The 24464-nt window shown below is 36.3% G+C and carries 25 protein-coding genes and 7 pseudogenes; 23 read left to right on the top strand and 9 right to left on the bottom strand.

The features are described from left to right. Positions 1 to 178: 178 nt before the first annotated feature. Positions 179 to 1246: an isocitrate/isopropylmalate dehydrogenase family protein gene (locus tag CW370_RS08385; protein ID WP_101169569.1), complete on the top strand. Its 1068-nt coding sequence runs from the start codon at positions 179 to 181 to the stop codon at positions 1244 to 1246. Positions 1247 to 1725: 479 nt separating this feature from the next. Continuing rightward, a pseudogene (locus CW370_RS21520) lies at positions 1726 to 1803 on the top strand (hypothetical protein); the annotation flags it as partial. 121 nt (positions 1804 to 1924) lie between these two features. Here CW370_RS21520 and czcR read toward each other — a convergent pair. Beyond that, positions 1925 to 2791: a LysR family transcriptional regulator CzcR gene (czcR, locus tag CW370_RS08380; RefSeq protein WP_101169568.1), complete on the bottom strand. Its 867-nt coding sequence runs from the start codon at positions 2789 to 2791 to the stop codon at positions 1925 to 1927. Positions 2792 to 2916: 125 nt separating this feature from the next. Between czcR and CW370_RS08375 the strand changes: the two genes are divergently transcribed. From CW370_RS08375 to CW370_RS08365, 3 genes are all read left to right on the top strand, one after another. Next, entirely contained in the window at positions 2917 to 3882 is a 966-nt protein-coding gene (locus tag CW370_RS08375; protein ID WP_101169567.1) for a DMT family transporter, read from the top strand. Between the two features lie 17 nt (positions 3883 to 3899). Beyond that, a complete protein-coding gene (locus CW370_RS08370; protein WP_014477437.1) occupies positions 3900 to 4043 on the top strand; it encodes a YrzO family protein in 144 nt (47 codons plus the stop codon). A 289-nt stretch (positions 4044 to 4332) separates the two neighbouring features. Continuing rightward, entirely contained in the window at positions 4333 to 5637 is a 1305-nt protein-coding gene (locus CW370_RS08365; RefSeq protein ID WP_101169566.1) for a hemolysin family protein, read from the top strand. Between the two features lie 156 nt (positions 5638 to 5793). On the opposite strand, the gene bltD is transcribed toward CW370_RS08365, so the two are convergent. Then, entirely contained in the window at positions 5794 to 6252 is a 459-nt protein-coding gene (gene bltD / locus CW370_RS08360; protein WP_101169565.1) for a spermine/spermidine acetyltransferase, read from the bottom strand. Positions 6253 to 6420: 168 nt separating this feature from the next. Continuing rightward, complete coding sequence (gene blt, locus CW370_RS08355; RefSeq protein WP_101169564.1) at positions 6421 to 7623, bottom strand: multidrug efflux MFS transporter Blt; 1203 nt, start codon at positions 7621 to 7623, stop codon at positions 6421 to 6423. Positions 7624 to 7739: 116 nt separating this feature from the next. Between blt and bltR the strand changes: the two genes are divergently transcribed. From bltR to CW370_RS08275, 15 genes and pseudogenes are all read left to right on the top strand, one after another. Then, on the top strand, positions 7740 to 8561 hold the full coding sequence (gene bltR / locus CW370_RS08350; protein ID WP_029727181.1) for a multidrug efflux transcriptional regulator BltR: 822 nt from the start codon (positions 7740 to 7742) through the stop codon (positions 8559 to 8561). Positions 8562 to 8604: 43 nt separating this feature from the next. Continuing rightward, positions 8605 to 8715 (top strand): annotated as a pseudogene (locus tag CW370_RS21810) (N-acetylmuramoyl-L-alanine amidase); the annotation flags it as partial. Next, positions 8696 to 8839: a hypothetical protein gene (locus tag CW370_RS08345; RefSeq protein ID WP_032722385.1), complete on the top strand. Its 144-nt coding sequence runs from the start codon at positions 8696 to 8698 to the stop codon at positions 8837 to 8839. The pseudogene CW370_RS21810 and the gene CW370_RS08345, both read left to right, overlap by 20 nt. 225 nt (positions 8840 to 9064) lie before the next feature. Further along, on the top strand, positions 9065 to 9625 hold the full coding sequence (locus CW370_RS08335) for a cupin domain-containing protein (protein ID WP_024572227.1): 561 nt from the start codon (positions 9065 to 9067) through the stop codon (positions 9623 to 9625). Between the two features lie 379 nt (positions 9626 to 10004). Continuing rightward, positions 10005 to 10322 (top strand): sulfurtransferase, encoded by a 318-nt coding sequence (locus CW370_RS21510; protein WP_086344106.1) that lies wholly within the window; start codon positions 10005 to 10007, stop codon positions 10320 to 10322. Positions 10323 to 10343: 21 nt separating this feature from the next. Then, positions 10344 to 10604: a metal-sensitive transcriptional regulator gene (locus tag CW370_RS08320; RefSeq protein WP_003237170.1), complete on the top strand. Its 261-nt coding sequence runs from the start codon at positions 10344 to 10346 to the stop codon at positions 10602 to 10604. A gap of 146 nt (positions 10605 to 10750) precedes the next feature. After that, on the top strand, positions 10751 to 11233 hold the full coding sequence (locus CW370_RS08315) for a DsrE/DsrF/DrsH-like family protein (protein ID WP_019712550.1): 483 nt from the start codon (positions 10751 to 10753) through the stop codon (positions 11231 to 11233). A gap of 15 nt (positions 11234 to 11248) precedes the next feature. Next, positions 11249 to 11344, top strand: a pseudogene (locus CW370_RS21505) (rhodanese-like domain-containing protein); the annotation flags it as partial. Between the two features lie 65 nt (positions 11345 to 11409). Then, positions 11410 to 11967 (top strand): sulfurtransferase TusA family protein, encoded by a 558-nt coding sequence (locus CW370_RS08305; protein ID WP_101169563.1) that lies wholly within the window; start codon positions 11410 to 11412, stop codon positions 11965 to 11967. 20 nt (positions 11968 to 11987) lie between these two features. After that, positions 11988 to 12370 (top strand): annotated as a pseudogene (locus CW370_RS08300) (DsrE/DsrF/DrsH-like family protein). A gap of 29 nt (positions 12371 to 12399) precedes the next feature. Further along, positions 12400 to 13534: pseudogene (locus CW370_RS08295) on the top strand (MBL fold metallo-hydrolase). Positions 13535 to 13567: 33 nt separating this feature from the next. After that, complete coding sequence (locus CW370_RS08290; RefSeq protein WP_012116896.1) at positions 13568 to 13795, top strand: sulfurtransferase TusA family protein; 228 nt, start codon at positions 13568 to 13570, stop codon at positions 13793 to 13795. Between the two features lie 59 nt (positions 13796 to 13854). Next, positions 13855 to 14631, top strand: a complete 777-nt coding sequence (locus tag CW370_RS08285; RefSeq protein WP_024572221.1) for a sulfite exporter TauE/SafE family protein — start codon at positions 13855 to 13857, stop codon at positions 14629 to 14631. A 446-nt stretch (positions 14632 to 15077) separates the two neighbouring features. Then, the gene (locus CW370_RS08280; protein WP_042976734.1) at positions 15078 to 15737 is read left to right on the top strand and encodes a GntR family transcriptional regulator; all 660 of its coding nucleotides are present in this window, start codon (positions 15078 to 15080) and stop codon (positions 15735 to 15737) included. Next, the gene (locus CW370_RS08275; protein ID WP_029878411.1) at positions 15724 to 16716 is read left to right on the top strand and encodes a DMT family transporter; all 993 of its coding nucleotides are present in this window, start codon (positions 15724 to 15726) and stop codon (positions 16714 to 16716) included. The genes CW370_RS08280 and CW370_RS08275 overlap by 14 nt, the downstream gene beginning before the upstream one ends. Before the next feature lie 560 nt (positions 16717 to 17276). Here CW370_RS08275 and CW370_RS08270 read toward each other — a convergent pair. Further along, a complete protein-coding gene (locus CW370_RS08270) occupies positions 17277 to 17804 on the bottom strand; it encodes a PadR family transcriptional regulator (RefSeq protein WP_024572218.1) in 528 nt (175 codons plus the stop codon). After that, positions 17801 to 18635 (bottom strand): annotated as a pseudogene (locus CW370_RS08265) (sialate O-acetylesterase). The gene CW370_RS08270 and the pseudogene CW370_RS08265 overlap by 4 nt, the downstream one beginning before the upstream one ends. 459 nt (positions 18636 to 19094) lie before the next feature. On the opposite strand from CW370_RS08265, the gene CW370_RS08260 reads away from it, so the two are divergent. The 3 genes and pseudogenes from CW370_RS08260 to CW370_RS08250 all read left to right on the top strand — a co-directional run bounded on the left by CW370_RS08260 (position 19095) and on the right by CW370_RS08250 (position 20898). Beyond that, on the top strand, positions 19095 to 19493 hold the full coding sequence (locus CW370_RS08260) for a hypothetical protein (RefSeq protein ID WP_199878751.1): 399 nt from the start codon (positions 19095 to 19097) through the stop codon (positions 19491 to 19493). Positions 19494 to 19571: 78 nt separating this feature from the next. Continuing rightward, positions 19572 to 19984: pseudogene (locus tag CW370_RS21750) on the top strand (PGRP and LysM peptidoglycan-binding domain-containing protein); the annotation flags it as partial. A 191-nt stretch (positions 19985 to 20175) separates the two neighbouring features. Further along, complete coding sequence (locus tag CW370_RS08250) at positions 20176 to 20898, top strand: NPP1 family protein (protein ID WP_101169560.1); 723 nt, start codon at positions 20176 to 20178, stop codon at positions 20896 to 20898. 244 nt (positions 20899 to 21142) lie between these two features. Here the strand turns inward: CW370_RS08250 and CW370_RS08245 are convergent, their stop codons facing one another. From CW370_RS08245 to CW370_RS08225, 4 genes are all read right to left on the bottom strand, one after another. Beyond that, a complete protein-coding gene (locus CW370_RS08245) occupies positions 21143 to 21307 on the bottom strand; it encodes an SMI1/KNR4 family protein (RefSeq protein ID WP_234398219.1) in 165 nt (54 codons plus the stop codon). Between the two features lie 329 nt (positions 21308 to 21636). Then, positions 21637 to 21972, bottom strand: a complete 336-nt coding sequence (locus tag CW370_RS08235; protein WP_101169558.1) for a tRNA-Val4 — start codon at positions 21970 to 21972, stop codon at positions 21637 to 21639. Between the two features lie 52 nt (positions 21973 to 22024). Next, positions 22025 to 22384: a ribonuclease toxin immunity protein CdiI gene (gene cdiI, locus CW370_RS08230; RefSeq protein ID WP_079287990.1), complete on the bottom strand. Its 360-nt coding sequence runs from the start codon at positions 22382 to 22384 to the stop codon at positions 22025 to 22027. Between the two features lie 21 nt (positions 22385 to 22405). Next, positions 22406 to 24298, bottom strand: a complete 1893-nt coding sequence (locus CW370_RS08225; RefSeq protein ID WP_101169557.1) for a T7SS effector LXG polymorphic toxin — start codon at positions 24296 to 24298, stop codon at positions 22406 to 22408. Positions 24299 to 24464 lie beyond the last annotated feature (166 nt).

Genomic DNA, 24464 nt, shown 5'->3' with positions numbered 1-24464 from the left:
CTAACCTCAATTGTTTTGAACTATGAATCATTAACTTCTACAAGTTCTTAAATCCAATCTTTAGACTGCAGTTTGTTAAGTTTTCTAGAGAGAGGAATGTTTTGTTTACCTCTAGTTAGAGGATTTATGTTAAAGAGCTGTGATTTGCAAGTTAAATTGGCGTCAGGGAGATGGTTATATGACAACATATCACATTGGAGTTTTACATGGAGATGGAATCGGCCCGGAAATTGTGAAAGCAACAACCTTGGTATTGGAGGCTGCAGCTCAAAAAGCAGATGTGTCCTTGGAATTAATTGATTTACCTATGGGATGGGATGCAATAAAAAAATATAATGATCCGATGCCTGATTTTGTGAAAGAAGAATTAGAGAAGTGTCATGGCTGGATTTTAGGCCCGCATGATTCTGCTGCATATCCAGAGGAACACAAAGAAAAACGTAATCCGAGTGGAGAACTTCGTCACCATTTTGACCTTTATGCCAATATAAGGCCAGCAAAGACTATACCTGGAATTAAAAGCATAGCAGGAGAAGCTGATTTGGTTATTTATCGTGAAAATACTGAAGGGTTCTATGCTGACAGAAATATGTATATTGGTGTAGGGGAATGGAAAATTACTCCAGAGGTGGCTGTATCAACAGGGGTTTTTACTAAAAAAGCGATTGCACGTATCGCGCATGCAGCATTTCAAGGTGCGATGGATCGCCGTAAGAAAGTTACCATCGTCCACAAAGCGAATGTAATAAGACTTGGATCGGGTCTCTTTTTGAATACGTGCCGTGAAGTTGCAGAGCAATACCCGGAAGTAGAAGTAGATGATTATCATATTGATGCGATGGCGGCACATTTAGTTCGTCGTGCACAAGATTTTGATGTTATCGTGACGGAAAATATGTTTGGGGATATTCTGTCAGATTTAACAGGGGAATTAGTTGGCAGCTTAGGGCTTGCACCGTCAATTAATTCAAACGCAAAGCAGGCAATGGCACAGGCTGCTCACGGTTCGGCACCTGATATTGCAGGGAAAAACATCGCAAACCCTATTGGAATTATGCTTTCTACCGCTATGTTGTTTAAATGGCTCAATACTCAATATCGCGATAAAAAGCTGAAAGAAGTTGCGGAATTAATGGAAGATTCTCTCTTTGGAACTGTTAAGGCTGGAATCAAAACAGGAGATCTTGGAGGTCAATCTTCAACACTAGAGTTTGCAGAATTAATTGCAGAGCGGATCAGCCTTTAAGGTGAAAAAATAAGACTTTAGCAAGGGATGTGTAGTTACGATCAAAACACCAATGATTTGAGACGAAATGGTGTTTTTTAATCATTAGGACAAACAGTTATTACATAGCACTACCGAGTTAGAGGAGTAAACCATGAGTTTGCTCCTCTTTTTTAATGCTAACGATGTATATGGGGAAGATTAAAGGAATGATCGGAATTTTTAAAAAATACTTTGATGTTTCAATGTAAAAAATATATATTCATATATATGTTGTATCAGGTTAGAATGCTCAATAACAGATTTGAAATAATACATACGCATTAATGGACTTCATTGAGGAGCAGATTTATATGGGGCACAATCATAGCCAAAATCCTACAGAATGACCGCCATCATCATTAAATTTTTTATTTGAGTGAGAGATCAACTAGCATTTTGCATAATATATCTTGAAGGAATTGTTACTTATCTAAAGAAAATATGTTGAAACAGAAATGTATAAGCGAGGTTCAGCGTTGCTTCAAGGCGTAGGAAATGATGCTGAATACATTGTAAAACAAATGAACGGTGAATAAACGAAGCAGAGCAGTAACTCACATGTTTACTGCTCTATTTTATTGTGAATAAGGGTAGCGAAGTGGAGATGAGCCTTCTCTTTTATTTAAGAAGTTAGAATATAGAAAGAGAAAAATCACTTTAAGCCATACTCGTATTTTTATGTTCAACAATGGTCTTAAGGAGGCTGCGCATTGAATTTGTCAGGTACGCATCTTTATGGCGTATAAAGATTGTGGAGATACAGCTGTCTTTCTCAGGCAATGGGTGGCAATAAACCTTACCTTGTGCAGCTAGATGCATAACAGCAGATTCCGGTACCACTGTTATACCGAGTCCAAGTGCAACACTATTTAAGATTGTCTCTAGGATGTTAAATTCCATCATTCTGTTTGGGAGCACACCTTCATCTTTGAGCCATTGTTCAAGCCTAGACCGATACCCGCACCCCTGGTTAAAAACAAGAATCGGAGTCGTTGAAAAATCCTCTATATTAAACGTTTTGTTACTGGTTACAAGAGTAAGTTTTTCAGTATAAACATCATACTGTTCCAGAATAGAATGTTTCAAAGGGCCTGAAATAAAAGCTCCGTCTAATTCGTGATTCATGACCTTTTTAATAAGTTCCTCTGTTAGACCAGCCTGCAATGATAAATCCACATTAGGATACTTTTTATAATAGGAAGCTATGATGGTCGGCAGTATCCTCACTGTTTCCACTGTACCGATTTTTAATATTCCAGACGGTATTTCAGTATCTAGAAAGACTTGCTCCAGTTCTTCAACATCTTTCAAAATTTTTTTAACGTATTCAATCATTTTTCGGCCCTCTGGGCTTAGTGAAACCCCTTTTTTATGGCGATTGAAAAGAGGTGTTTTGAGCTCATTCTCTAATTGCTTAATCCGCGCAGTTACATTAGATTGTACATAATTTAACTCTTTTGCAGCACCGGTAATACTCTTGTGATGGGCTACGCATTTGAAAATTTGTAAGTCTCGCAGTTCCATGAAGATCCCCCCTTCATTAAAGTATCATTATTAATGATGTTTTTCATCACTTTTGTTCATTTTACTTGATGCTTACTTCTTTTTATAATTCTCATTGTAATTTTAAAGAAAAGGAGGGGAATTCAATGAAAAAAGGTCAATTATTCATTGGTGCCCTTACATGTTTAGTAGCAAGTATGTCTTGGGGCGCGATGTTTCCAGTTGCAGATCATGCATTAGAATTTATTGATCCGTTTTATTTTTCATTTATTCGCTACGGTGTGGTAACGATTATGTTAGTGATTTTATTATTGGTGAGAGAAGGAAAAAAATCATTTCATTTAGAGGGTAAAGCAAAATGGATCATTTTATTTGGGATGATGGCGTTTACTATATACAATGTTCTTATTTTTTTAGGTCAAAGGTTGATGGGGAAGTCTGGAATTATGACAGCATCCATTGCCGAGGCACTCATGCCAATGCTTTCAATTGTTATTCTATGGGGATATAAACATGTGAAACCTAAAAAATACACAATGATCAGTATATTGATTGCCTTTTTGGGGGCTTCGATGGTCATAACCAAAGGTAATATAAGTTTCTTTTTTTCATTAGGGGATCATCTATTCTCGCTACTCTTTATATTAATTGGTGTTTTAGGATGGGTTGTCTACACAATGGGGGGACAGTTATTCCAAGAGTGGTCCACACTTCGTTATTCAACATTGACATGTTTATTCGGCACAGCTATAACAGGAATCATGACAGCTATACTTACCGCGCAAGGTTACGTGTCGGTACCGAGTATTAAAGTGATTGCAGCAATTAAGTATGATTTTTTATTTATGATTACTTTACCAGGTATCATAGCCCTCCTTGGTTGGAACTATGGCATTAAAATCCTATCATCCATTAATGGGATTTTATTTATTAACTTTGTCCCCATTACTACATTGTTAATCATGGTGATCAAAGGATATAACATAACTGCATTTGATATAGTAGGAACACTGTTTGTCATTATTGGACTCATTTTAAATAACATATATCAGCGTAAGGAAGATTATAAGCAGGTATTACAAAAAGAAAAAACAAATTTGACTATCAGTTAGACGGTGGGGGATTTAAAATGTTTGAAGGTTTATTGTTTTTCATTTCAGCTGGAATTGTCTGTGAACTTGCTGCAATTAATAGAAATGGCCGCAAAAATATAAAGCAACAGGCGGAATTGATTCAAATTTTAAAAGAAAACCTTAATAAAGACATTAAATAAATCAAGACGGTTGGATATTATTGAAACACACCAGAAAATTCAGGTGTGTTTTTATTTTGCTTTCTATTTTAAGTCTTAAAACGTCACCAATCGCTAGTTGAATACTATGGGAACCACTCTCCATACGGAAAAAGATGATTATTTACATCATTCAGAGTTGATTTTAGGTTCTTTTGAACTTATAATGTTATATATACTGTTTTTTGTTTATTCAGAAAAAAAGGATGTTATAAAAATAAAAGAAAATATTTACATCGGAGGTGTACGCCTTACTAGGTAAGGCAAATCATTGACAACCATTAACCTTATAATCTTTACTCTTTTAATTGTCTTAACAGCATTTTTTGTTGCGACTGAATTTGCGATAGTAAAGATCAGGTCATCAAAAATTGACCAACTCATATTAGAGGGAAAAAAAGGTGCCGTATCAGCCAAAAAGGTCATTACTCATTTGGACGAATATTTGTCAGCTTGTCAATTAGGGATCACGGTTACAGCGTTGGGAATTGGCTGGGTTGGAGAATCGACTTTTGAAGTGATTCTGCACCCCTTATTTGCTCATTTTCATGTAAGTGAAACAGTCTCACATGTATTGATCTTAGTGATTGCTTTTGTGATGGCGACTTTTTTGCATGTTGTAGTTGGAGAGCTTGCTCCTAAAACACTCGCTATCCAAAAAGCGGAAACCATCACTCTTTTGACTGCAAAGCCAATTATTTGGTTTTACCGCATCCTGTTCCCTTTTATATGGTTTTTAAATGGTTCAGCCCGGTTTATAGTAGGACTCTTCGGTTTGAAACCTGCATCAGAACATGAACTTGCTCATTCTGAAGAAGAACTGCGCATCTTACTATCTGAAAGCTATAAGAGCGGTGAAATCAATAAAAATGAGTTGAAATATGTAAATAATATTTTTGAATTTGATGAAAGAATCGCCAAAGAAATTATGATTCCGAGAAGAGAGATCGTAGCGATTTCTAGTGAGGATTCTTATGAAACTATTGTTAAGACCATTAAGACAGAGAGCTATACAAGGTACCCAGTCCTAAATGGAGATAAAGATTCAATCATTGGTTTTATCAATGCTAAAGAATTCTTGTCAGCTTATATTGACACAGACCAGAAGATAAAAGAGAATTTCAAGTTAGAAAATCATATCAATCCTGTTATCCGTGTTATTGAATCCGTTCCAATTCATGATTTATTGGTAAAAATGCAAAAAGAGCGAACACATATCGCTATTCTTGTGGATGAATATGGCGGCACTTCAGGTTTAGTCACTGCTGAAGATATTCTTGAAGAAATTGTTGGGGAAATCAGAGATGAATTTGATAAAGATGAAGTGCCTGATATTAGAAAAGTAAATGATAATCACTATATCTTAAATTCGAAAGTGCTCATTGAGGATGTAAATGATTTATTGGGAACGACGTTAGCAAGTGACGAAGTGGATACAATAGGCGGCTGGTTTATGACTCAACAAATAGACGCTGCAGTTGGGTCCGTTATAGAAGCCGATGGGTATATTTTTAAAGTGCACAAAACAGTTGGCCGGCATATTAATTATTTAGAAATTGTCCGGAAAAAAGAATAACATTTGGATAAAACACATGAGATTTTGACTAATAAGATGCTTAAAGCCTGAGATGAAATTTTCATCCAGGCTTTTTTAAACAATGATCTTCCAGTTTAAGTAGGTAATCATTATCGAAGTTAAAACGTTACTCAGCAAACAAGGAGGCTTGGATATCTATAGCTCTTTTACCATTACCTTCTCACCATTAAAGTCGAGTTCACCATTAAATCGAAAACCAAACCTTTGATAAAGGCGTATAGCATGAATATTATTTTCAAATATACTTAAATAAATTCTCTTACATTTATATAGCTCAGCAAGGTGCTGAATGAGGGCTTTAAGCATTTTCTTCCCTAATCCTTTTCCCTGATAGCGTTCGTCAATAAAAAATCGGTCAAGCCAGACTCGTCCGTTTTTATTATCTTCATCATACTCGGGAAACAATCCATACATTGCAAAACCGACTAGATCTCCTTCATAGTAAAGCCCGACAGGTTTATAATAGTGACATTCTTTTGCATCTTCTAAACATACTTTTGTAGATTCAATATATGATAATTGATTCTGGCTGACATGTAGATCAAGAATTGCAGCACGATTATCATCAGTTACTGCTTTTATTTTTATACTCATACTACATTCTCCTTTTTTCTTATCCCGGTATCCTGATATTGCCAAAACTCAGCTTAAACTATATTCACGTCAAGCAACATGTAGCCTATCATATTAAGTACCTTTTCTTATTGTGCCTAACCAGAGGCATTCCCTGCATCCAAATGACTTGACTTTATAGAGGCTGAATTAATTCAAAGCTGTAGCATCATTCTTTTTTTCTTTCCAAACCATTGTAAGGCCAAGGCCGACAATCATAACGAAACCTGCAAAAAGGAAAGGATAATGAATGTTAAGATCAAATAGTATACCGCCTAAAGCAGGTCCAAATATATTTCCCAGGCTGGTGTATGTGGAGTTCATGCCTGCTACGAAACCCTGCTGGTTACCGGCCATATTGGATAAATGAGCGGTTAAGGCCGGACGTAGCAAATCGAACGCCAGAAAAATAAAACAAGTTACAAGCAAAACAGTTAAAAATCCTGACATAACAGTAGACACGAAAGCCAAGATCGCACCGGTTATTAAGCACAGCTGAATCATTCTTTTCTCTCCAAGTTTGTTGACCAATTTCCCGAATAGTAAAACTTGAATAACTACCGCAACAATGGAACTAATCGTAATAATGGTTGCAATATCTTTTGGTGTGAAGCCAAATTTATGATCAGAAAACAAGCTGAATACCGTTTCATAAGCTGATAAACCAAAAGCCATTACAAAGACGATAATAAATGCAATGAAATAGACAGGATGAATGGATCTTTTCAAGTCTTTAATGAAATTTGATTCCTTTGTATGAGATGAGAGTTGATGGCGTTCTTCTATCGACAATGACTCTTTTAGTATAAAAACGGAAGTGACAGCTGCTATTAACGCGATGGCGGAGGCGAAGAAAAACGGCATGCGGATGCCAAAGCCGGCAATAAATCCTCCCGCACCAGGCCCAATAATAAAGCCGGTGCTAATTGCAGCAGAAACATACCCCATAGCCTTTGACCTTTCCTTTAGGGTTGTAATATCAGCTACATATGCTGTTACCGCGGGCATGATAAAAGCCGCACTTACACCACCCAATATCCTCGAAAAATAAAATATTGAAACATGGGTCCCTAATCCGAAAATCAACTCAGATAAACTGAATATAAGCAACCCGAGAATAATCATTTTTTTTCTCCCGAAACGGTCAACCCACCTACCTGCAAAAGGTGAAGTAATTAACTGAGAAATGGCAAAAGCCGCAACAAGATAACCCATTGTGCTGCCAGATAAATGCATGATTTTCATAAAAGAAGGCATAACTGGAATGATTAAACCGATACCAAGAAATGCTACGAAGATGTTGCTTAATAGTATAATGAATATCGTTTTTTGCTCATTTATTGATTTTTTCATCTGAATTCCCCTTTTACTCAATTGAACCCTTTTTACCTATCCTTTTCGCTTGAAGCTTTTTTCAAGTACAATCAAATCATAAGGTATATGGTTACCGTATAGTCAAGGAGGTTTTTATGAGCGAAGATGTTAAGAAGTATTTCACAACAGGGGAGTTTTCGAAGCTCTGCCGTGTAAAAAAACAAACCTTATTTCATTATGATGAGATTGGTCTTTTCTCGCCGGAAATAAAAAAAGAAAATGGATATAGATATTATTCCTATCATCAATTTGAGATTTTTCAAGTCATCAGTCTATTTAAAGAGCTTGGGGTTCCATTAAAAGAAATAAAGTGTCTAATAAAAGGAAAAACACCAGATAAGATCCTGCATGTTCTAAAAGAAAAGTCTATTGAGATTGATAAAAAAATAAATGAGCTTAAGCAGTTGCAAACGATCTTACAAACAAAAGTGGCGCTTACTGAACAAGCACTTGAGACTGATTTTTCCTCAATTTCTTTTGAATATTTAAATGAAGAAACATTCATGTTAAGCCGAAAAACATTAAACTTACCGGAACGAAAATATGTGGCAGCCATTTCAGAACTCATTCATGAAGTTCAGCAAAATGAATTAGATGAAGGATATCCGATAGGCGGAATCTTTGCACGGGAACAAATCTTAGAAAAAGACTTCTACAATTACAGTTACTTTTATATAAAAGTAAAAAATGGGGGAGAGAACATAAATTATCATGTACGACCAAAAGGCCTGTATGCAGTTGGATATGAAATAGGCGGAAATACTGAAGAGGCGTACCGGAGAATCATTGAGTTCATTGAAAAGAATGGAATGCAAATAGGGGAAAATGCATATGAGGAATATATGCTGGATGAGATGGTAGTTGACGGGTATGAAAATACATATGCAAAAATCCTCCTTCAAGTTAAAGAGGTGTAAGATTATCAAAAGAATATAAACTGGTTTACTAAAAGCGAGCCCACATACAGGTGACGGTACAAACGGCACTGGGAACCGCAAGTCTATCGGCGTTGAAATATGCTATAACGATTCAGGAGGCGCTAAATACTACGCTGCTGAAAAGCTGGCCATCAAGGCGCATCCAAAGGGATAAATCTAAAAGAGCTGGGATAGGGGGGACAAACAACAGAATTCCGTATACTCTGTTGTTGTGCTATGTAAATGTTCAAAAGCCATTTAGGATCGTCGACCTTTGATAATCCATCATATAAAAGTGTCATTCGATGTCTTGTTAACAAAGGCTAGTGAAATTCAACATCCAGAAAACGATTACAAGGTCGGTGATAAATTATTCATCCGTGAATCAAACGGTGATCGAACATTCATTTTTGTGTTTAATATGAGTTTTCTTGATTTAGCACACTCCCTTAATAAATGCATAGGATACTATCACAAAAATTTATAATTGTGGGGATCAAAAAATGTACTATAACCCTTTTTCGCCTCAATGTTATTATTATGTGACTGTACCGATGTATAATGATGGAAGATCTGTTTATTGGACTATTCCAAATGAGATGGAGAACGTACACAGAGGTGCCGATTTGCGCTCTTCATATGAAGATAGAAACCTTCTTTTGAAGGATTATGGACCAAAACCATTTGTTGTAAATATCAATAGGGCCACAAAACAAAACAATACGTTCCGTACTGCTTTATGGACAGGAAAGCATTTTCAAGTTACTTTGATGAGTCTTGGTATTGGAGAAGACATTGGTTTGGAAATCCATCCTAACGTTGACCAGTTCTTACGGATTGAGCAGGGGCGTGGGATCGTCAAAATGGGAAAGAGCAAAGATCATTTGAACTTTCAAAGAAATGTTTATGATGATTCTGCCATTGTTGTACCTGCCGGCACTTGGCATAACGTGATTAATACAGGTAATACGCCATTAAAACTTTACTCCATTTATGCTCCTCCTAACCATCCATTTGGTACAGTTCATAAAACCAAAGCAGATGCAGTGGCTGCGGAAGATTAGCATAGTTATTCGCAGAATCACATCCAGCATGAAACATGGGGAACCAGTACCTAAGAATTGTTTTTATGCAAATGAAACCCAATGTAATATCCAAGCAGTCTTGTGCTAATTTTAAAAGTAATTGATAAAATAAAGTCGATTTAAAATAAAATCGGCTTATTTCTTTATTCAAGTTACTTTTAGCAGAATTGGCATTATCGAAATGTAAGTATTTTTTCAATTCGCGGATATTGAAATGAATCTATCAGCTCAAAGAAAGTGACTTTCACACTTGACTATATACCTATGGGGGTATATTATAGTTTTGTGAATAACAAAGAGTTAATAAGGTGGTGTAAGTAGTATCAATTATTTAGTTATTGCATTCCTGCTTATTTTTGTGATTATCATTGCAACGTATAGACGTTATTATCCTATAACCGGAATCTCTTGTATCCATAAAGATAAATTAAAGGCTATAGACATGACAATATTAGATATTCGCCATTATAACGATGTACCCAATTTTTCGGATGATATTATTTTAAACATCCCATATGCGTATCTAAAACGTTTTTATTTAGAGATTCCACGTGATAAAATACACATAATAGCTCGTGATCGGGTGGAATTAAATTTAGGAGTGCGTTTTCTAAAGCGCAAAGGTATCCATGTAAACAGTTATGAACTGGCAACATGTAAATGTAAAAATAAATGAAAGAAAGGATTTCATTGATATATGGAGTATGATCAAAAGATAAAAAACCGCTTACGACGGATTGAAGGACAAATTAAAGGTGTATTGACTATGATGGAACAAGGAAAAGATTGTAGAGAGGTTGTGACTCAATTAGCAGCTTCCCGTAATGCGATCGATCGAGCGATGGGTTTAATTGTGAGCACAAACCTTGAACATTGTGTTCGTGAAAGTTTAGAAAAAGGCGAAGACACACAAAATTTAGTAAAAGAAGCAGTCGACTTATTGGTAAAGAGCCGATAAAAATTCATCAACCTAAGGTTGACGAATTTTTATATGCGTTATATTATACCCCTGCCGGTATTTAAAGAGTTGAATAATAGCAGATCTTTCGAAAAAATTTTTTGACTTCAATATACCCATGGGGGTAATTAGTTAGGAGAATAAACATGACAGAACAAACAAAACGCACAACAATTGTTTTATTTAGCGGGGATTATGATAAAGCAATGGCAGCCTATATTATTGCAAATGGTGCAGCTGCCTACGATCATGAAGTGACGATCTTCCATACTTTTTGGGGATTAAACGCTTTACGTAAAGAAGAGCTGATTCCAGTGAAAAAAGGATTTCTTGAAAAAATGTTTGGAAAGATGATGCCTCGTGGTGCTGATAAGATGGGTTTATCTAAAATGAACTTTGCAGGTATGGGCCCTAAAATGATTAAAAATGTGATGAAAAAGCATAATGTACTTACTTTACCTCAGTTGATTGAGATGGCTCAAGAACAGGGGGTAAAGCTCGTAGCTTGTACGATGACAATGGATCTTCTTGGTTTACAGGAAAAAGAACTATTAGATGATATCGACTATGCTGGTGTAGCAGCCTATTTGGCTGATGCTGAGGAAGGCAGTGTCAACTTATTTATCTAATGTTACTCATTGCTAAGCGGAATGAGAAGTTTAAAGGCAAGTAAAATATTGAAGAAACAAGGATTTAAAAAGATCACAAATATAAAAGGGGGTATGAATACATGGTATTAACTTCTAGGGAGAAACTTTTTGTATATTTATATACCCCCACCCCTATATGAGAAAAGGAGGAAAAAATGATGAAAGCAAATATTGTACTAGACGCTAAAGGTTTGGCGTGTCCAATGCCTATCGTAAAAACGAAGAAGAGAATGAAGGATTTAAAAGCTGGTGAAGTATTGGAAATTCATGCGACAGATAAAGGTTCTACAGCAGATCTGGCAGCATGGGCAAAAAGTACAGGCCATGAATATCTAGGTACTGAAGCAGAGGGAGAAATACTTCGTCATTTTCTTCGAAAAGGAGGAGAGCATTCATCAGAAAATGCATCTTCAATTCCTGAGATTTCATTAGAAGCTTTCAAACAGAAAGTGGATAGTGACGAGTCTCTTAACATTTTAGATGTACGAGAGATAGAGGAGTATGAAAAAGCTCATATCCCTGGAGTTGTGCATATCCCTCTTGGTGAAGTGGAAAAGCGCTCTAACGAATTAAACGAAAATGATGAAATTTATATTATCTGCCATTCGGGAAGAAGAAGTGAAATGGCGGCCCGCACTATGAAAAAACAAGGTTTTAAAAAGGTTATTAATGTTGTTCCCGGTATGCGGGATTGGACAGGTAAAACAGAATAAACAAAAAGGATGATGAACAGATAAGTACAAGAGCAGCGATTATTGCGGCAAATGGTGGTCTGTTTGACGCTTATAAAGTATTTAATATTGCGACTGCGGCAGCAGCAAGTGATCAAGAAGTATCTATCTTCTTTACATTCGAGGGATTAAACCTGATCCATAAGCATTCCCATCAACATTTAGAAATGCCGAAAGGAAAAGAACACTTCGCAGAAGGTTGTAAGAAAGCAAATGTGCCTTCTATTCTTAACTGATTGAAATGGGAGTTGCATGAATTGGTTGTCAAATAACGATGGACGTTATGGGTTTAACAAAAGATGATTTTATGGAAGGAATCGAAGTAGGCGGGGCTGTTACCTTTTTAGATTTTACTAAAGATGCTGATGTATCCTTAACATTTTAGTCCCGCTAAAAGATTCGATATAGGAGGTATTGAAACATGACCGTAAAGGCAATGACCCCAAAAGAAGTGACAAAAAAAATCTTTAACAAAGAACCTTTATTTATTTTGGATGTGCGTAATGAAAATGATTTTAACGATTGGAAGATTGAAGGACATGACTTTGACCATTTAAATATACCGTATTTCGATCTTTTAGATGGCGTAGAAGATATCTTGGAGAAAATTCCTTCTGATAAAGAAGTGCTGGTCGTTTGTGCAAAAGAAGGTTCATCCGTCATGGTATCCGAAATGCTATCTGAAGCAGGTCATTCTGTATCCTATCTTAAGGGTGGAATGAAAGCATGGAGCGAACATTTAGAGCCGGTAAAAGTCGGGGATTTAAAAGATGGCGGTGAGATGTATCAGTTTGTTCGAATCGGTAAAGGCTGCCTGTCATACATGGTCATTTCCAATGGTGAAGCAGCAATTATTGATGCGACACGTATGGTAGATTTCTTTATGGATTTTGCGAAGGAGAAGAGTGCAACGATTACTCACGTATTTGATACACATCTTCACGCGGACCATATTTCAGGCGGCAGAGTCATTGCTGAAAAAACAAAAGCAACCTACTGGTTACCGCCTAAAGATGCTGAAGAAGTGGTATTCGATTATCAGCCGTTGGAAGAAGGAAACGACATGATCATTGGAAATACAACGATTAAAATTCAACCGATTTATTCTCCGGGGCACACGATTGGGTCCACTTCTTTCATTGTCGATGATCTGTATCTTCTTTCAGGTGATATTTTGTTTATTGATTCAATTGGCAGACCAGACTTAGCCGGTATGGCAGAAGATTGGGTAGGAGATTTAAGAAAAACGCTTTATAGCCGTTACAAAGCGTTATCAAAGGATTTAATTGTATTACCAGCACACTTTATGATCATTGACGAGCTAAATGAGGATGGAAGTGTTGGTAAAAAACTAAGTACATTATTTAGCGAGAACCATGGTTTGAACATTGCGGATGAAACAGAATTTAGACACCTAGTAACAGATCATTTGCCTCCGCAACCAAATGCATACCAAGAGATTCGAGAAACAAACATGGGGAAAATCAGCCCAGATGAAGAAAAACAGCGTGAAATGGAGATTGGTCCAAACCGCTGTGCAATACGGTAACACAAGTTTCTATTAAAAAGAGGAGAGATGAACATGAAATCAGATAAAGTATTAGACGCAAAAGGCCTGGCATGCCCAATGCCAATCGTCAGGACAAAAAAAGCGATGAATGAACTGGAATCAGGTCAAATATTAGAAGTGCATGCAACAGATAAGGGAGCTAAAAGTGATCTTGCAGCTTGGTCTAAATCAGGCGGGCATGACCTTTTAGAGCAAACTGATGAAGGTGATGTATTGAAATTCTGGATTAAAAAAGGCTAATAATGTGAAAGGGTATCGAATAAAAAGATACCCTTTTCCTTTGAAAGGAGGAAACCAAAGTGGATATTGCCTTTATCACAACTCTTTTCATTATAGGGTTTATTGGTGCCTTTATTTCCGGAATGATTGGTATTGGCGGAGCAGTTATTAATTATCCAATGCTATTGTACATTCCTTCTTTAGTGGGAGTGATGTCATTAACTGCCCATGAAGTTTCAGGAATAGGGGCTATTCAAGTTTTCTTTGCGACACTCGGCGGTGTTTGGGCTTATCGTAAGAGTGGTCTTCTAAATAAAGCATTAATTATTTACATGGGAAGCAGCATCCTTTTAGGGAGTGTATTGGGGAGTTACTTTTCTCATTACATATCTGAAAAAGGAATTAACTTTATATACGGAATTCTGGCTATTTTAGCAGTTATTTTAATGTTGATACCTAAAAAAGGACAAGAACATAGCGAAGACAAAGAAGTGATATTTAATAAATGGTTGGCTTCGTCCCTAGCGTTAATCATAGGTGGTGTATCAGGTATTTTAGGAGCTGGCGGCGCCTTTATCCTGGTCCCCATTATGTTATCGATTTTAAATATTCCTGTTAGAATCACAGTCGCTTCATCTCTTGCGATTACATTTCTTTCATCTATTGGCGCAACAGTTGGAAAAGTAATTACTGGCCAGGTTCTTTTTGTACCAGCTCTGGTTCTTATGATTGCTAGTTTAATTGCTTCTCCTATTGGTGCATCAGTTGGGCAAAAAGTAAATACAAAATTCCTGCAATGGATTTTAGCGCTATTAATAGGTGCGACAGCTATTAAAATTTGGTTAGAGCTTCTTTGATATGAGTCAGCTGGTAAAATGAAAGATTAAAAGATTCATCACTCGTTGGTTTCTTATTAATGTTATAACACTTGCTCACGTTCAATAAATGTTTCAAGTGCTTGATGAAATTCTTTTTGATAAAGGTGACTTGGACAAGTCTTGACTATAGTACTATGAAGATAACTAGAGAAAAATTAGAAAAACAACAGATTTGGATATATGGTATATCTCTTATTTTCGTAGGAGATACCAGGAGTAGCATCAGCCATTTTATTTAGACCAATGTTAGTTCCCATCGCCATCATTGCACCGGGGTTTTGGTACTTAAAATGGATGAATTTTTAGCGCTTTTGTTTAAAATAACCAAGTACCATAAACAGTCGTTTTTAGAACTTGCTAATTGAATGTATCTGATTGAAAAAATTACAGTTGACCTTAAAACCAATATCCGATATATTGGTTTTATGAAAAAAGATATTATTAAACCCATTAAACGTACGTCATTAAGAGATGAAGTATATCTAACTTTGAAAAAAGCAATTGTTACATTAGAGCTGCAACCGGAGCAACGCTTAAATGACAAAGAGTTAGCAGAAGAATTCGGAATTAGCCGTACTCCGGTTAGAGAGGCTCTAAAACGTCTTGAAGATGAAGGACTGGTTGAATCTATTCCTGGTTCAGTGACTCGCGTTGCACCATTAAATCTTGAGGAGGCAAAACACGCATTTACTGTGGTAGCAGCTTTACATTCATTAGCAGCTCGTTTAGCAGTACCATTACTCAAAGAGGCAGATATTCAAGAATTAGAGTTCAGTAATAAAGCCTTACTACTATCTATTGAGAAAAAAGATATTATAAAAGCAATTGAAGCCGATGAGCTATTCCACAATGTTTTTCTAGATGTGGCGGGAAATCCTGAAATCATTCGCGCGCTAGAACGAAGTATATCTAAGATTCAACGCCTTGAAATTTCTCAGTTCACTTCTATGAATGGTTTGAAATCAGTAGAACAACATCAGCACATTATAGAAGCATGCAAAAATAAAGATAAAGAAACAACAGCACATCTTGTAGAACAAAACTGGTTAAGTCTGGGGGAATTACTGACTTATGAGACAGATTGAGGTGAGAAATTTACGGCCTATTTTTTTAGGTATATGTGCTGCTTTCTTTTTTGCTTTCACATTTATATTGAATCGAGCAATGGAATTATCAGGTGGTAGCTGGATATGGAGTGCCTCATTACGATTTGTTTTCATGCTTCCATTTCTTTTACTTCTTGTTATGAGTAGGAAAAAATTAAAAGTATTATTACAAGTTATGAGAGAGAATTTAAGAGCATGGTTTTTATGGAGTTTCGTAGGTTTCGGTCTATTTTACGCTCCATTATGCTTTGCCGCTGTACATGCACCAGGATGGATAATTGCTGGGACATGGCAAATTACTATTATATCAGGATCATTGTTAGCTCCTCTTTTTATTCAAACCATTGAAACACCAGATGGAATTCTTAAGAAAAGAGGAAAAATCCCAATGAAAGGTATGGGTATGTCATTAATTATTCTTCTTGGTATTTTCTTCATGCAAATGGAACAAGCAAAATCGCTTGCTGTAAAAGATATTTTGTTAGGTATTATCCCTGTTATTGTAGCATCTTTCGCTTACCCGCTCGGGAATCGTAAGATGATGGAGGTTTGTGGAAATCGTCTAGATGCTTATCAACGTGTCCTTGGAATGACATTAGCTAGCTTACCATTTTGGTTTTTACTATCCTTGTATGGTCTTTTTACGGAAGGATTGCCTAGTAAAGAGCAAACTATGCAATCTATTTTAGTTGCTATTTGTTCGGGTGTAATTGCAACTATCTTATTTTTTAAAGCGACTGATATGGTTAAAGGAGATATGCAGAAACTTGCAACTGTTGAAGCAACACAATCCATGGAGGTACTTTTTGCTGTTATCGGAGAACTAATTTTATTACATTCTTCATTTCCTTCTATTTTATCTTGGTGTGGTATGTTTGTAATAATGCTAGGAATGATAGCACATAGTTATGTTTCCCATAAAGGTGAAACGGCGCATAACCCAAATATTAGTGCTTAATTGATATTTTAAAATGTATAGTATGAACCCTTTTCTAGTTAGTATAGGTAATTTTATTACTTTTAAGTAGAAGGATACGACAAAAACCGATGTCCCGCACATATAGGAACATCGGTTTTTTCTTTATGAAATGAAATTTTGCTTTAGCATACGAAATTCGGTTATTTTTGGTGCTTCCCCATTGACATCCAATTCAAAAATGTTCACCTTCACTGCTTGTTCAATTAGAGGAAGTGATTCCTCTTTAAGGGAGATCACTTTTTCTTATTCGACTAAGCAGCAGTTTAGCGGAAGAAGGAGAAAAATCAGTTGACTTACTTGAATACTAAATAGGTGTAAAAAGTGGTTATTAATACGAAGGATTGAAAAAAGAAGAATACGCAGCTGATTCACTTGCTCTTGTTGGGGGCAAGTGTTGACAATCCTATTACTGGTTTAATTAAAGAAGGAGTATAAAACCTGTATCAATGATGTTACTAGATATCTACGACACAGGTTTTATATTTAGCTAACTAATATTCTTATATATCTAACATTACATTTTTTTATTATGCAATAGTTCACTCTATTTCTGCTTTCAATTTTTCGAACCACTCTAAATTAATCAAGTGATGTGAACGGGAATTTTCGTTCATACGGCGAAAGTAATTGATTGTGCCGGGAATTTCTTGAGTAATGGACAGATATTCATCAAGGAGCTCGATTCGAGCTTTAGTCTGATCGATTTGTGATTGGATCAGATCCAGTAATTTATTTTTGTCGAATTCATCGGCAAAGAGTAACGCCCCATAAAATTGCAGGTTCACATATTCCGATTTGGTGCCGTATTTGATCATTAATTTTTCGAATTCTGCCCTTCCCGATTCTGTGACTTTAAAGTTACGGATTTCACGCCCGCTGGTTGAGGGTTTCTGCTGAATCTGTTCAATAAAACACTTTTCTTCAAGTTGCTGCAGATTGTAATAAAAAGAACCTTTCGTGAAGTTAACAATGTATTTGTAATGACGTTTTTCCATTAAGGCCAGAAGTTCATAGCCGTGAGCTCCGGGGTTTTGGATTAGCAAGCCAAGGATAAGTAAGGGAATCATGGTTTCATCATCTTCGCCATCCGCGCCTCAAATTCCGCGTACGTGATTTTACCGGAAGCTAAATCCATACTATGAAGATAAATCTGTTCTGTTTTAGAATAGTCACCATTCACTTTCAGTGATTGCTCCTCTCCCGAAATGGGTTTCAGGATATGGTGATTTTTCGAAAAAGCCTCGAAATAGCGGTAACCGAATTTGCGTTGTGAAGCTGCGTCTAAATGAGGATTCGCAGTCAAACCTACTGCAGTAACAAAATAACAATTCTGTTGTTCATTAGCAAAACGCAGCAATTGTTCAATTAACCTGTCGAAATTCAGTCGCGTGCTGTCCAAAACCGGTCTTCCCAAGAAAGTCACCAAGCCCTCCAATAATCAACGGTACCTCATCAAGCTCCAACTCGTTTCTTAGCGTCTCGATGATAAGAGTTAATTTCTCGTAATAAGTTTCATGTAGCGAACGATAACTGTCACTCTCACCTTGGTGCCAAAGGATTCCACAAATTTGACTGGATCGGAGGGCGAAGCGGGCTTCGGACAAAGCATGCTGAAAAAGGGTGCCTTCCGGATGCCAGTCATTCAATGAACTGCCACCTTCAGCACAAGGGATCAAGCCAATTTCTTCATCGGGATGAGCTTTCGACCATGCATCTGCAAAAGATGCCGCCAGGCCAACACCGGAAACCGGACGGTCGTAATTAATCGGCTCTGTCATCATCTGCCACTGTCCATTGCGCAGCATTTTTATTTTTTCATTATAGATAGGGTCTACTTCATTCAAAAATCCACGGCCCGCCATATTCGACTGCCCCAACATAAAAAAAGACTTTATCATCTAATTTTTCACTTCTTTACATCAATATTTTAGTCTAATTAGACTATAGTCAATTCAGTTTGTCTTGTAAAGTTTTAATAAGGTTTTACTTTTATTATTAGTATGTATGAAAAACAAACTAACATTGAACATTTGGTTGATGTATTTGAGAAATAGCAAGTTCTTTTGCTTTTTCTTATCCAACTATCGAGGGCTTTAGTTCAATAACGATCTTCCACAATCGGGCGCGATTATTGAACAAAAATTAAAGGAGTGATACATATTAGTCATGTATAATATGTATCACTCCTTATTTTTTATGGCTTTTTTTGATTTAGGTCTTGATAAACAATGAAAAAACAACACAAACCCTGTCATGTAAGGGTTCCTATGAGGTTCAAAATCATTTTTCATAGGAAATACGTTCAATGATGGGGGTGTATCCCAAATGAAATGGATTGTTAAAAAGGGAGGGCTATGTTGAAGGGGTTAAATATCAATAAAAAATTATTAAAAAGGTTAACGATTGTACCAATTTTATTCATTTGTTATGTTTTATTTTTAAATCCTGAAGTTATACTTGAAGAGCAATGTCCTAATAAGCCTTACAGTTTAACAATCGTAAAGCACGGGACAGGTATATTCGATAAGAAAATTGTTTTAATATATTACAAGATCAACGGAAAAACAGTAGCTGTTGGAAATTTGGTGTTTTTTGAGAATTTGGGCAGGGATATAGATGTTACTTGGGATACGAACACTGATGATGGAACTTGGTGGATAGATAAAAGTGTACATTTAACCATGACTTATGCTAAAAATTTTAAGGGGGATTTAGACAAGAAAGATATTGATTTTGATTACGGTACTGCCCAATAATAATGAAGTAAAATAGGAATATACACTAAAAGAACCGCCAGTCGCGGTTCTTTTGTGTTTAGATTTAAACTGATCTAGGAGAGGTTTTCCGGAATCGCAAAGGCTGAAGGAGTAAGTTTGGCAAACCTCCAGAAATGAAATAACATTAAGGATCCGCATAAAATTATAGTTGGCCAACAGTTGAAACTAAAAGGATCCAGTTCATCCCGCAGCATTAAACGAGCGGCAAAAAGACATAATATCCGTTTCTTTCGGAATTATGAAAGTGACAAGCCCGATGACGAAAGGAACGAATGTCAGACAAGTTCAAAATGCTCTGGCTGTACTTTATTTCTATCCGGACAAAGGTGCGAAGAATAACGGTATGGACGGCGTATACAGTCCGAAAACAGCAAACGCGGTCAAATTGGTTCCAATCAGTTAACGGGCTATCTCTTGACGGTATTTATGGACCGGATAAGAAAGCTAAACTTGAAGCATTATTGAAATAACAACTCTCTTTTTTAAAAGGGAGGCATTTTATTTATTTTTGAAGAGTGCATTATTTACCGAATTTAAAGACATAATGAAAAAAAATAGTAATCTAGTATGGAAATTCAGTAAGCTCTAAAATAGATGTTGATATCTATTCCAACTCTGTGGTATTTAATTGTTGTCAATATTCTTAAAAGGAGTTGGATTAATGAACAAATTTTTCTTGGCTCTCTTTTTATCTGTAATCACTTCTGTTAGCACGGTTTCAACAGCAAATGCAGCTGTAATCGATCATGATAAAGTTGTGGGTTTTAGAGAGGTGGTGCCTACCACTGTTACTCAAAAAGCGGCGAAACGTTTTCAACCATATCTAAAGGTTTATAGCGGTTGTGTGCCTTTTCCTGCAGTAGATGCGCAGGGTAATACAAGTGGTGGTTTAGAGCCGACTGGAGCACCTGAAGGACATTGCAGCAAAAATACTGGACAAGTATATTCACGTTCTGCTTGGTACAATGGGGTTTGGGCAATTATGTATTCTTGGTATTTTCCTAAAGATGAAGCCTCTCCAAGCTTAGGTCACAGACATGACTGGGAAGGAATCGTTGTATGGATTGATAATCCAGCAATTCAAAATCCAAAGGTTTTATCAATTGCATATTCTGGACATGGAAAATTCACAAATGTAGCACCAAGCGGAACCAACATGAAAGATGGTGCTCATCCTTTGATTGCCTATGATAGCACGTGGCCACTTAACCACGAATTGATGATGAGCGATCGTGTTGTAGGTGGAACTCAACCGTTAATCGGTTGGGATGATTTAACTCCTGCCGCAAGGAATGCATTAAATACAGTAGATTTCGGTAAAGCAAATGTTCCTTTAAATAATAGTAATTTCACCAACAATTTAAAGAAAGCTTGGTTTAAATAAAAATTCATAATTCCAAATTGAGAAGAGTCCTTACTTAAAGAAGGGCTCTTTTTTCTCATTACTTCAAGACGGTATTTATGGACCAAAAACAAAAGCAAAACTTAAATTTCAAATAAAAGAGAAGCCCTTCTCTTTATGAGAAGGGTTTCCACATATTTAATATGGTTTCTTAAATTTTGCTTTCTGCGAATTCTGTCTTAGTTTTTTGTTATTTACTTAAAATCAACTAGAGACAAAGTTCATTCTATTCAAGTTTGTTCATTAACTCTGTGAATGAATCACAAACATAGCTAATGGAACTTTCCTTATCTTCATAAGCGATCTCATGATCCCAAAATACAATAGAAGGACTACTGAGTCCTTTTCTAAAATCGAAGCAGATTTCATTGCCAAACACGTCATCGGCAATCGATATTACTTTATCTGGAATTCTGCCGTCTCGATAACGATTAGAAACGTTTACTATATATGACTCGCTTTCTTTATGGAAGCTATGTAAGTATCAGAATGCAATTTCTTCCCTATCTTCAAGATCAAAAGTTTCAGGAGAGGGGGTAGCGCCGAATAGATTTTGACATATTCTAAATAATCTTTTGGGAACTTTACTTGTAATGTGTCTTCTACTTCATTAATTTCCTTGTTACTAACAGGTTGCTCTCCGAAATCCCATTCAATCATATGAAATCTCCGCCTCGATATGTAAAACCCTTCTTTATGTAAGAAGGGTTTTAATTTTATTCAGCCTTTAAATATGTCCGGAATTTTATCTCGCCATATTAATAGCAATTCTCTAAATTGATCGGTTTCAATTGAGTTTTCAGAGGGTTCTTCTATCCTAAAAGAGTTTTCAACAATTGTCACATCTTTCTTGATGAGAACACTTGTAGCATTTAACTCAATCTCAAAATCTTCATATTTCCCTTCTGAAACCTTCTCAATGTAATCTATATACTCGTTGGTCTGTTCTTCTGTAGCGATGTTTTCAATGAAATCAGAGAAAATACTGATTTCTTCTGGCAATACTGTTCCTAAATCACCAAATGGATTTTCTTCAAATTTATATGAATACTTCATATGTTATTTCACCTTAAATATTATTATTTATATAACGGATAAGCAGTTTTATTTATACCTTAATATCATACTTTTCCTTAATTCTTTTCATGTAGTTCTCTACCTCGGGTTTATTTTCTGGGTGTCGTTCTACATATTGACCAACAATTTCATTTAAATATTTATAGAAATTTTCGTAATCTAATATGACTTCTTCATCTTCCTCGACTGCTGGGTAATCGAAATAAAAAGCTATACCCTCATCTCCAAAATAATCTTCTTCCCACTCTTCGTAGTCATCAGCAAATACACACCAGACATTCTCTATACCATAACCCTCTCCGTTGGAGAATTTCTCTAAAATGCGTAAAAAACGTTCATCACCCATAACTTGAAAAAAATAGTTAATTAAGTCTTTGTTTTTATTATCCATTTCACTTTCACTCCGAATTATTTAATCATTTAAGGTAGGGAAAAAATTTGTTATTTCTCCAGTAGCTTCATCGATATAACCTTCAAACTTGAGACCATTTTTAGCGTATCCAGTTACTTTTCTCCCGACTACTTCTCCATTTTTCATTGCTTCTTCTCCCCACTGCAACATTTGTTCGTTTGAGACCTTCTCGGGATCATAAACTGTCTTTGGAGTACGGACTTTTTTTAGTTCTCCAGGTTTGATATTTCCTTCTCTATCTAATGCAGGTAAACCATATTCAATTTCATAGATACCATCAATTGTGGGGTGTTCTCTTTTTGAAATTATACAACTCTCTAAATCCCAACCTTTATCAATAAATGCCTTTTCAAAATTCTGTAGATTGTGACCGCCGACAATTCCTTTATTTTTCTTTCTAACTATATCTTCTACCTCAACTAAATGGGTATCATATCCTTGCCTAAAAGTAACATTTATTTTGTGAAAAGCATTATTTTTTTCTTCTTCAATTATACTTTTTAACAGTGGTGTGTTTTTAACGTTATGAGTATTCTCAATATCTTGTGCAATTCCTACAAGTGCAGGTTCATATCTGTTTTTAAAAAAGGGATTAATAAGGTTGTTTCCTTTTGTAATTCCTTTATTCACATGAGAAGCGGCTGTTCCACCTTCCACCACTTTACCTACTTTTGATAGCTTAGTAGTGGTTTGCACTGCAGCACCTGCACCTTTTGGACCAACGATATTACCGACCGCATAACTGATATAATGTGCTCTTGAGTATGCATCGCCATTTATCATTTTATCATTCCATGAATCAACGATGTTTGTCCAAATTATTTTAGGGTAGGAGGGGACACTTAAGACTGTTGTAATTGTTTTTGCAAGTTTTAGTTCCATAGGGAGCTGTGAAAATTCCCATGCGCCTACAACCAAGTCCTTGATGCCATATATCGTATCATCAATCGCATCGTTAAGCCCATCATTAACCCCATCGATGATATCCAATGCCGTTTTACCTGCATTGATTACACTTTCACCGACGGACTTCAGCTGTTTTGCTTGTTCTAGCTGCACCACATACTGTAACTGTGCAGGTTCAAGGTTCTCATACCCGATCTTCTTCGCAATTTCTAAATACTCATCCGGATCTGAGACACCATTCGCAAGCTTTTTCTTTAAATCTTTTATCTCGCGTTCCTTCGCTTCCTCTTTCTTAATCGTCAAATAAGCCTCTGTACGCTTTTCAATATCGCCTTTTTTCTTATGTATGTCGCTTTCACGGTATGCCTTGGCGTTGTAGTGGATGGGCGTAGCGTTTTTGCCTTTGCCCGTTGCTTCTTGGAGCTTTTGGAAGTCTGACTTGATGAATTGTTCATTTGGTTCTGACATAGCATATTCTGTCAGTAAATCTTCGTCAAGGTCACCTAGTTTTTCAATTGTTTTTTTGCGTTTATCATTGGCATCTGCAAGCTCATCCTTGAAGGTTTCTGTTGAAAACAAGTCGAGCGGGAGGATGTCGTCGATATCGTTTAGAATATCTTTCATGGCTTTTTTCTGTTCAGACATGATGGACTTTGATTTTTTATGGGCGTTAGCCAGTTCATGTTCTAAAAAAGATTCTTCAATATAAGCATCAGAGAGACCTTTGTCCTCGACAGCCCCGGCAATGCTATTAAAAAACGCGATCTTCATGTCAATGTAGTCGATCCATTGATCAGTTACACCAACATGATCGTGATAGAATGCTTTAATGTTATTAGCGCCTTTACCTGAGAATTCGCTGTCGTCAAGTTCAGCAACGCTTTGTAAAGCTTTTCTCAAGTTGACCATTTGCGTCCTTAGTTCTTTATATTCTTTGGCGCGGTCTGTAGCTTCAGACATAAGTGTTTTAGCTTCAAAGACTTTCATAATCATACCCTTTCATTTAATCATATAACAAAATATTACCATGGAAGAATGATGAAACTAAGTGTTATGTGGATCAAAGGGTGGAAATGAATCATTCGATCTGTGTCTTTTGATCTAGTTTTTGGGGTTTGACCAGCTTTTGTGAAATGCTTTTCATGGCTAAAAT

The organism is Bacillus sp. SN32 (assembly GCF_002837495.1).
Classification (GTDB): domain Bacteria; phylum Bacillota; class Bacilli; order Bacillales; family Bacillaceae; genus Bacillus; species Bacillus subtilis.
Note: the sequence above shows the minus strand (reverse complement) of the source record. Positions and strands in the feature narration are given on the sequence as shown.

Excerpts from the sequence above, each read along its gene's own strand:
- CW370_RS08385 (WP_101169569.1), top strand. The coding sequence starts at position 179 with ATGACAACATATCACATTGGAGTTTTACATGGAGATGGAATCGGCCCG.
- czcR (WP_101169568.1), bottom strand. The coding sequence starts at position 2,791 with ATGGAACTGCGAGACTTACAAATTTTCAAATGCGTAGCCCATCACAAG.
- CW370_RS08375 (WP_101169567.1), top strand. The coding sequence starts at position 2,917 with ATGAAAAAAGGTCAATTATTCATTGGTGCCCTTACATGTTTAGTAGCA.
- CW370_RS08370 (WP_014477437.1), top strand. The coding sequence starts at position 3,900 with ATGTTTGAAGGTTTATTGTTTTTCATTTCAGCTGGAATTGTCTGTGAA.
- bltD (WP_101169565.1), bottom strand. The coding sequence starts at position 6,252 with ATGAGTATAAAAATAAAAGCAGTAACTGATGATAATCGTGCTGCAATT.
- blt (WP_101169564.1), bottom strand. The coding sequence starts at position 7,623 with ATGAAAAAATCAATAAATGAGCAAAAAACGATATTCATTATACTATTA.
- bltR (WP_029727181.1), top strand. The coding sequence starts at position 7,740 with ATGAGCGAAGATGTTAAGAAGTATTTCACAACAGGGGAGTTTTCGAAG.
- CW370_RS08335 (WP_024572227.1), top strand. The coding sequence starts at position 9,065 with ATGTACTATAACCCTTTTTCGCCTCAATGTTATTATTATGTGACTGTA.
- CW370_RS08320 (WP_003237170.1), top strand. The coding sequence starts at position 10,344 with ATGGAGTATGATCAAAAGATAAAAAACCGCTTACGACGGATTGAAGGA.
- CW370_RS08315 (WP_019712550.1), top strand. The coding sequence starts at position 10,751 with ATGACAGAACAAACAAAACGCACAACAATTGTTTTATTTAGCGGGGAT.
- CW370_RS08305 (WP_101169563.1), top strand. The coding sequence starts at position 11,410 with ATGATGAAAGCAAATATTGTACTAGACGCTAAAGGTTTGGCGTGTCCA.
- CW370_RS08290 (WP_012116896.1), top strand. The coding sequence starts at position 13,568 with ATGAAATCAGATAAAGTATTAGACGCAAAAGGCCTGGCATGCCCAATG.
- CW370_RS08280 (WP_042976734.1), top strand. The coding sequence starts at position 15,078 with ATGAAAAAAGATATTATTAAACCCATTAAACGTACGTCATTAAGAGAT.
- CW370_RS08275 (WP_029878411.1), top strand. The coding sequence starts at position 15,724 with ATGAGACAGATTGAGGTGAGAAATTTACGGCCTATTTTTTTAGGTATA.
- CW370_RS08270 (WP_024572218.1), bottom strand. The coding sequence starts at position 17,804 with ATGATTCCCTTACTTATCCTTGGCTTGCTAATCCAAAACCCCGGAGCT.
- CW370_RS08250 (WP_101169560.1), top strand. The coding sequence starts at position 20,176 with ATGAACAAATTTTTCTTGGCTCTCTTTTTATCTGTAATCACTTCTGTT.
- CW370_RS08235 (WP_101169558.1), bottom strand. The coding sequence starts at position 21,972 with ATGAAGTATTCATATAAATTTGAAGAAAATCCATTTGGTGATTTAGGA.
- cdiI (WP_079287990.1), bottom strand. The coding sequence starts at position 22,384 with ATGGATAATAAAAACAAAGACTTAATTAACTATTTTTTTCAAGTTATG.
- CW370_RS08225 (WP_101169557.1), bottom strand. The coding sequence starts at position 24,298 with ATGAAAGTCTTTGAAGCTAAAACACTTATGTCTGAAGCTACAGACCGC.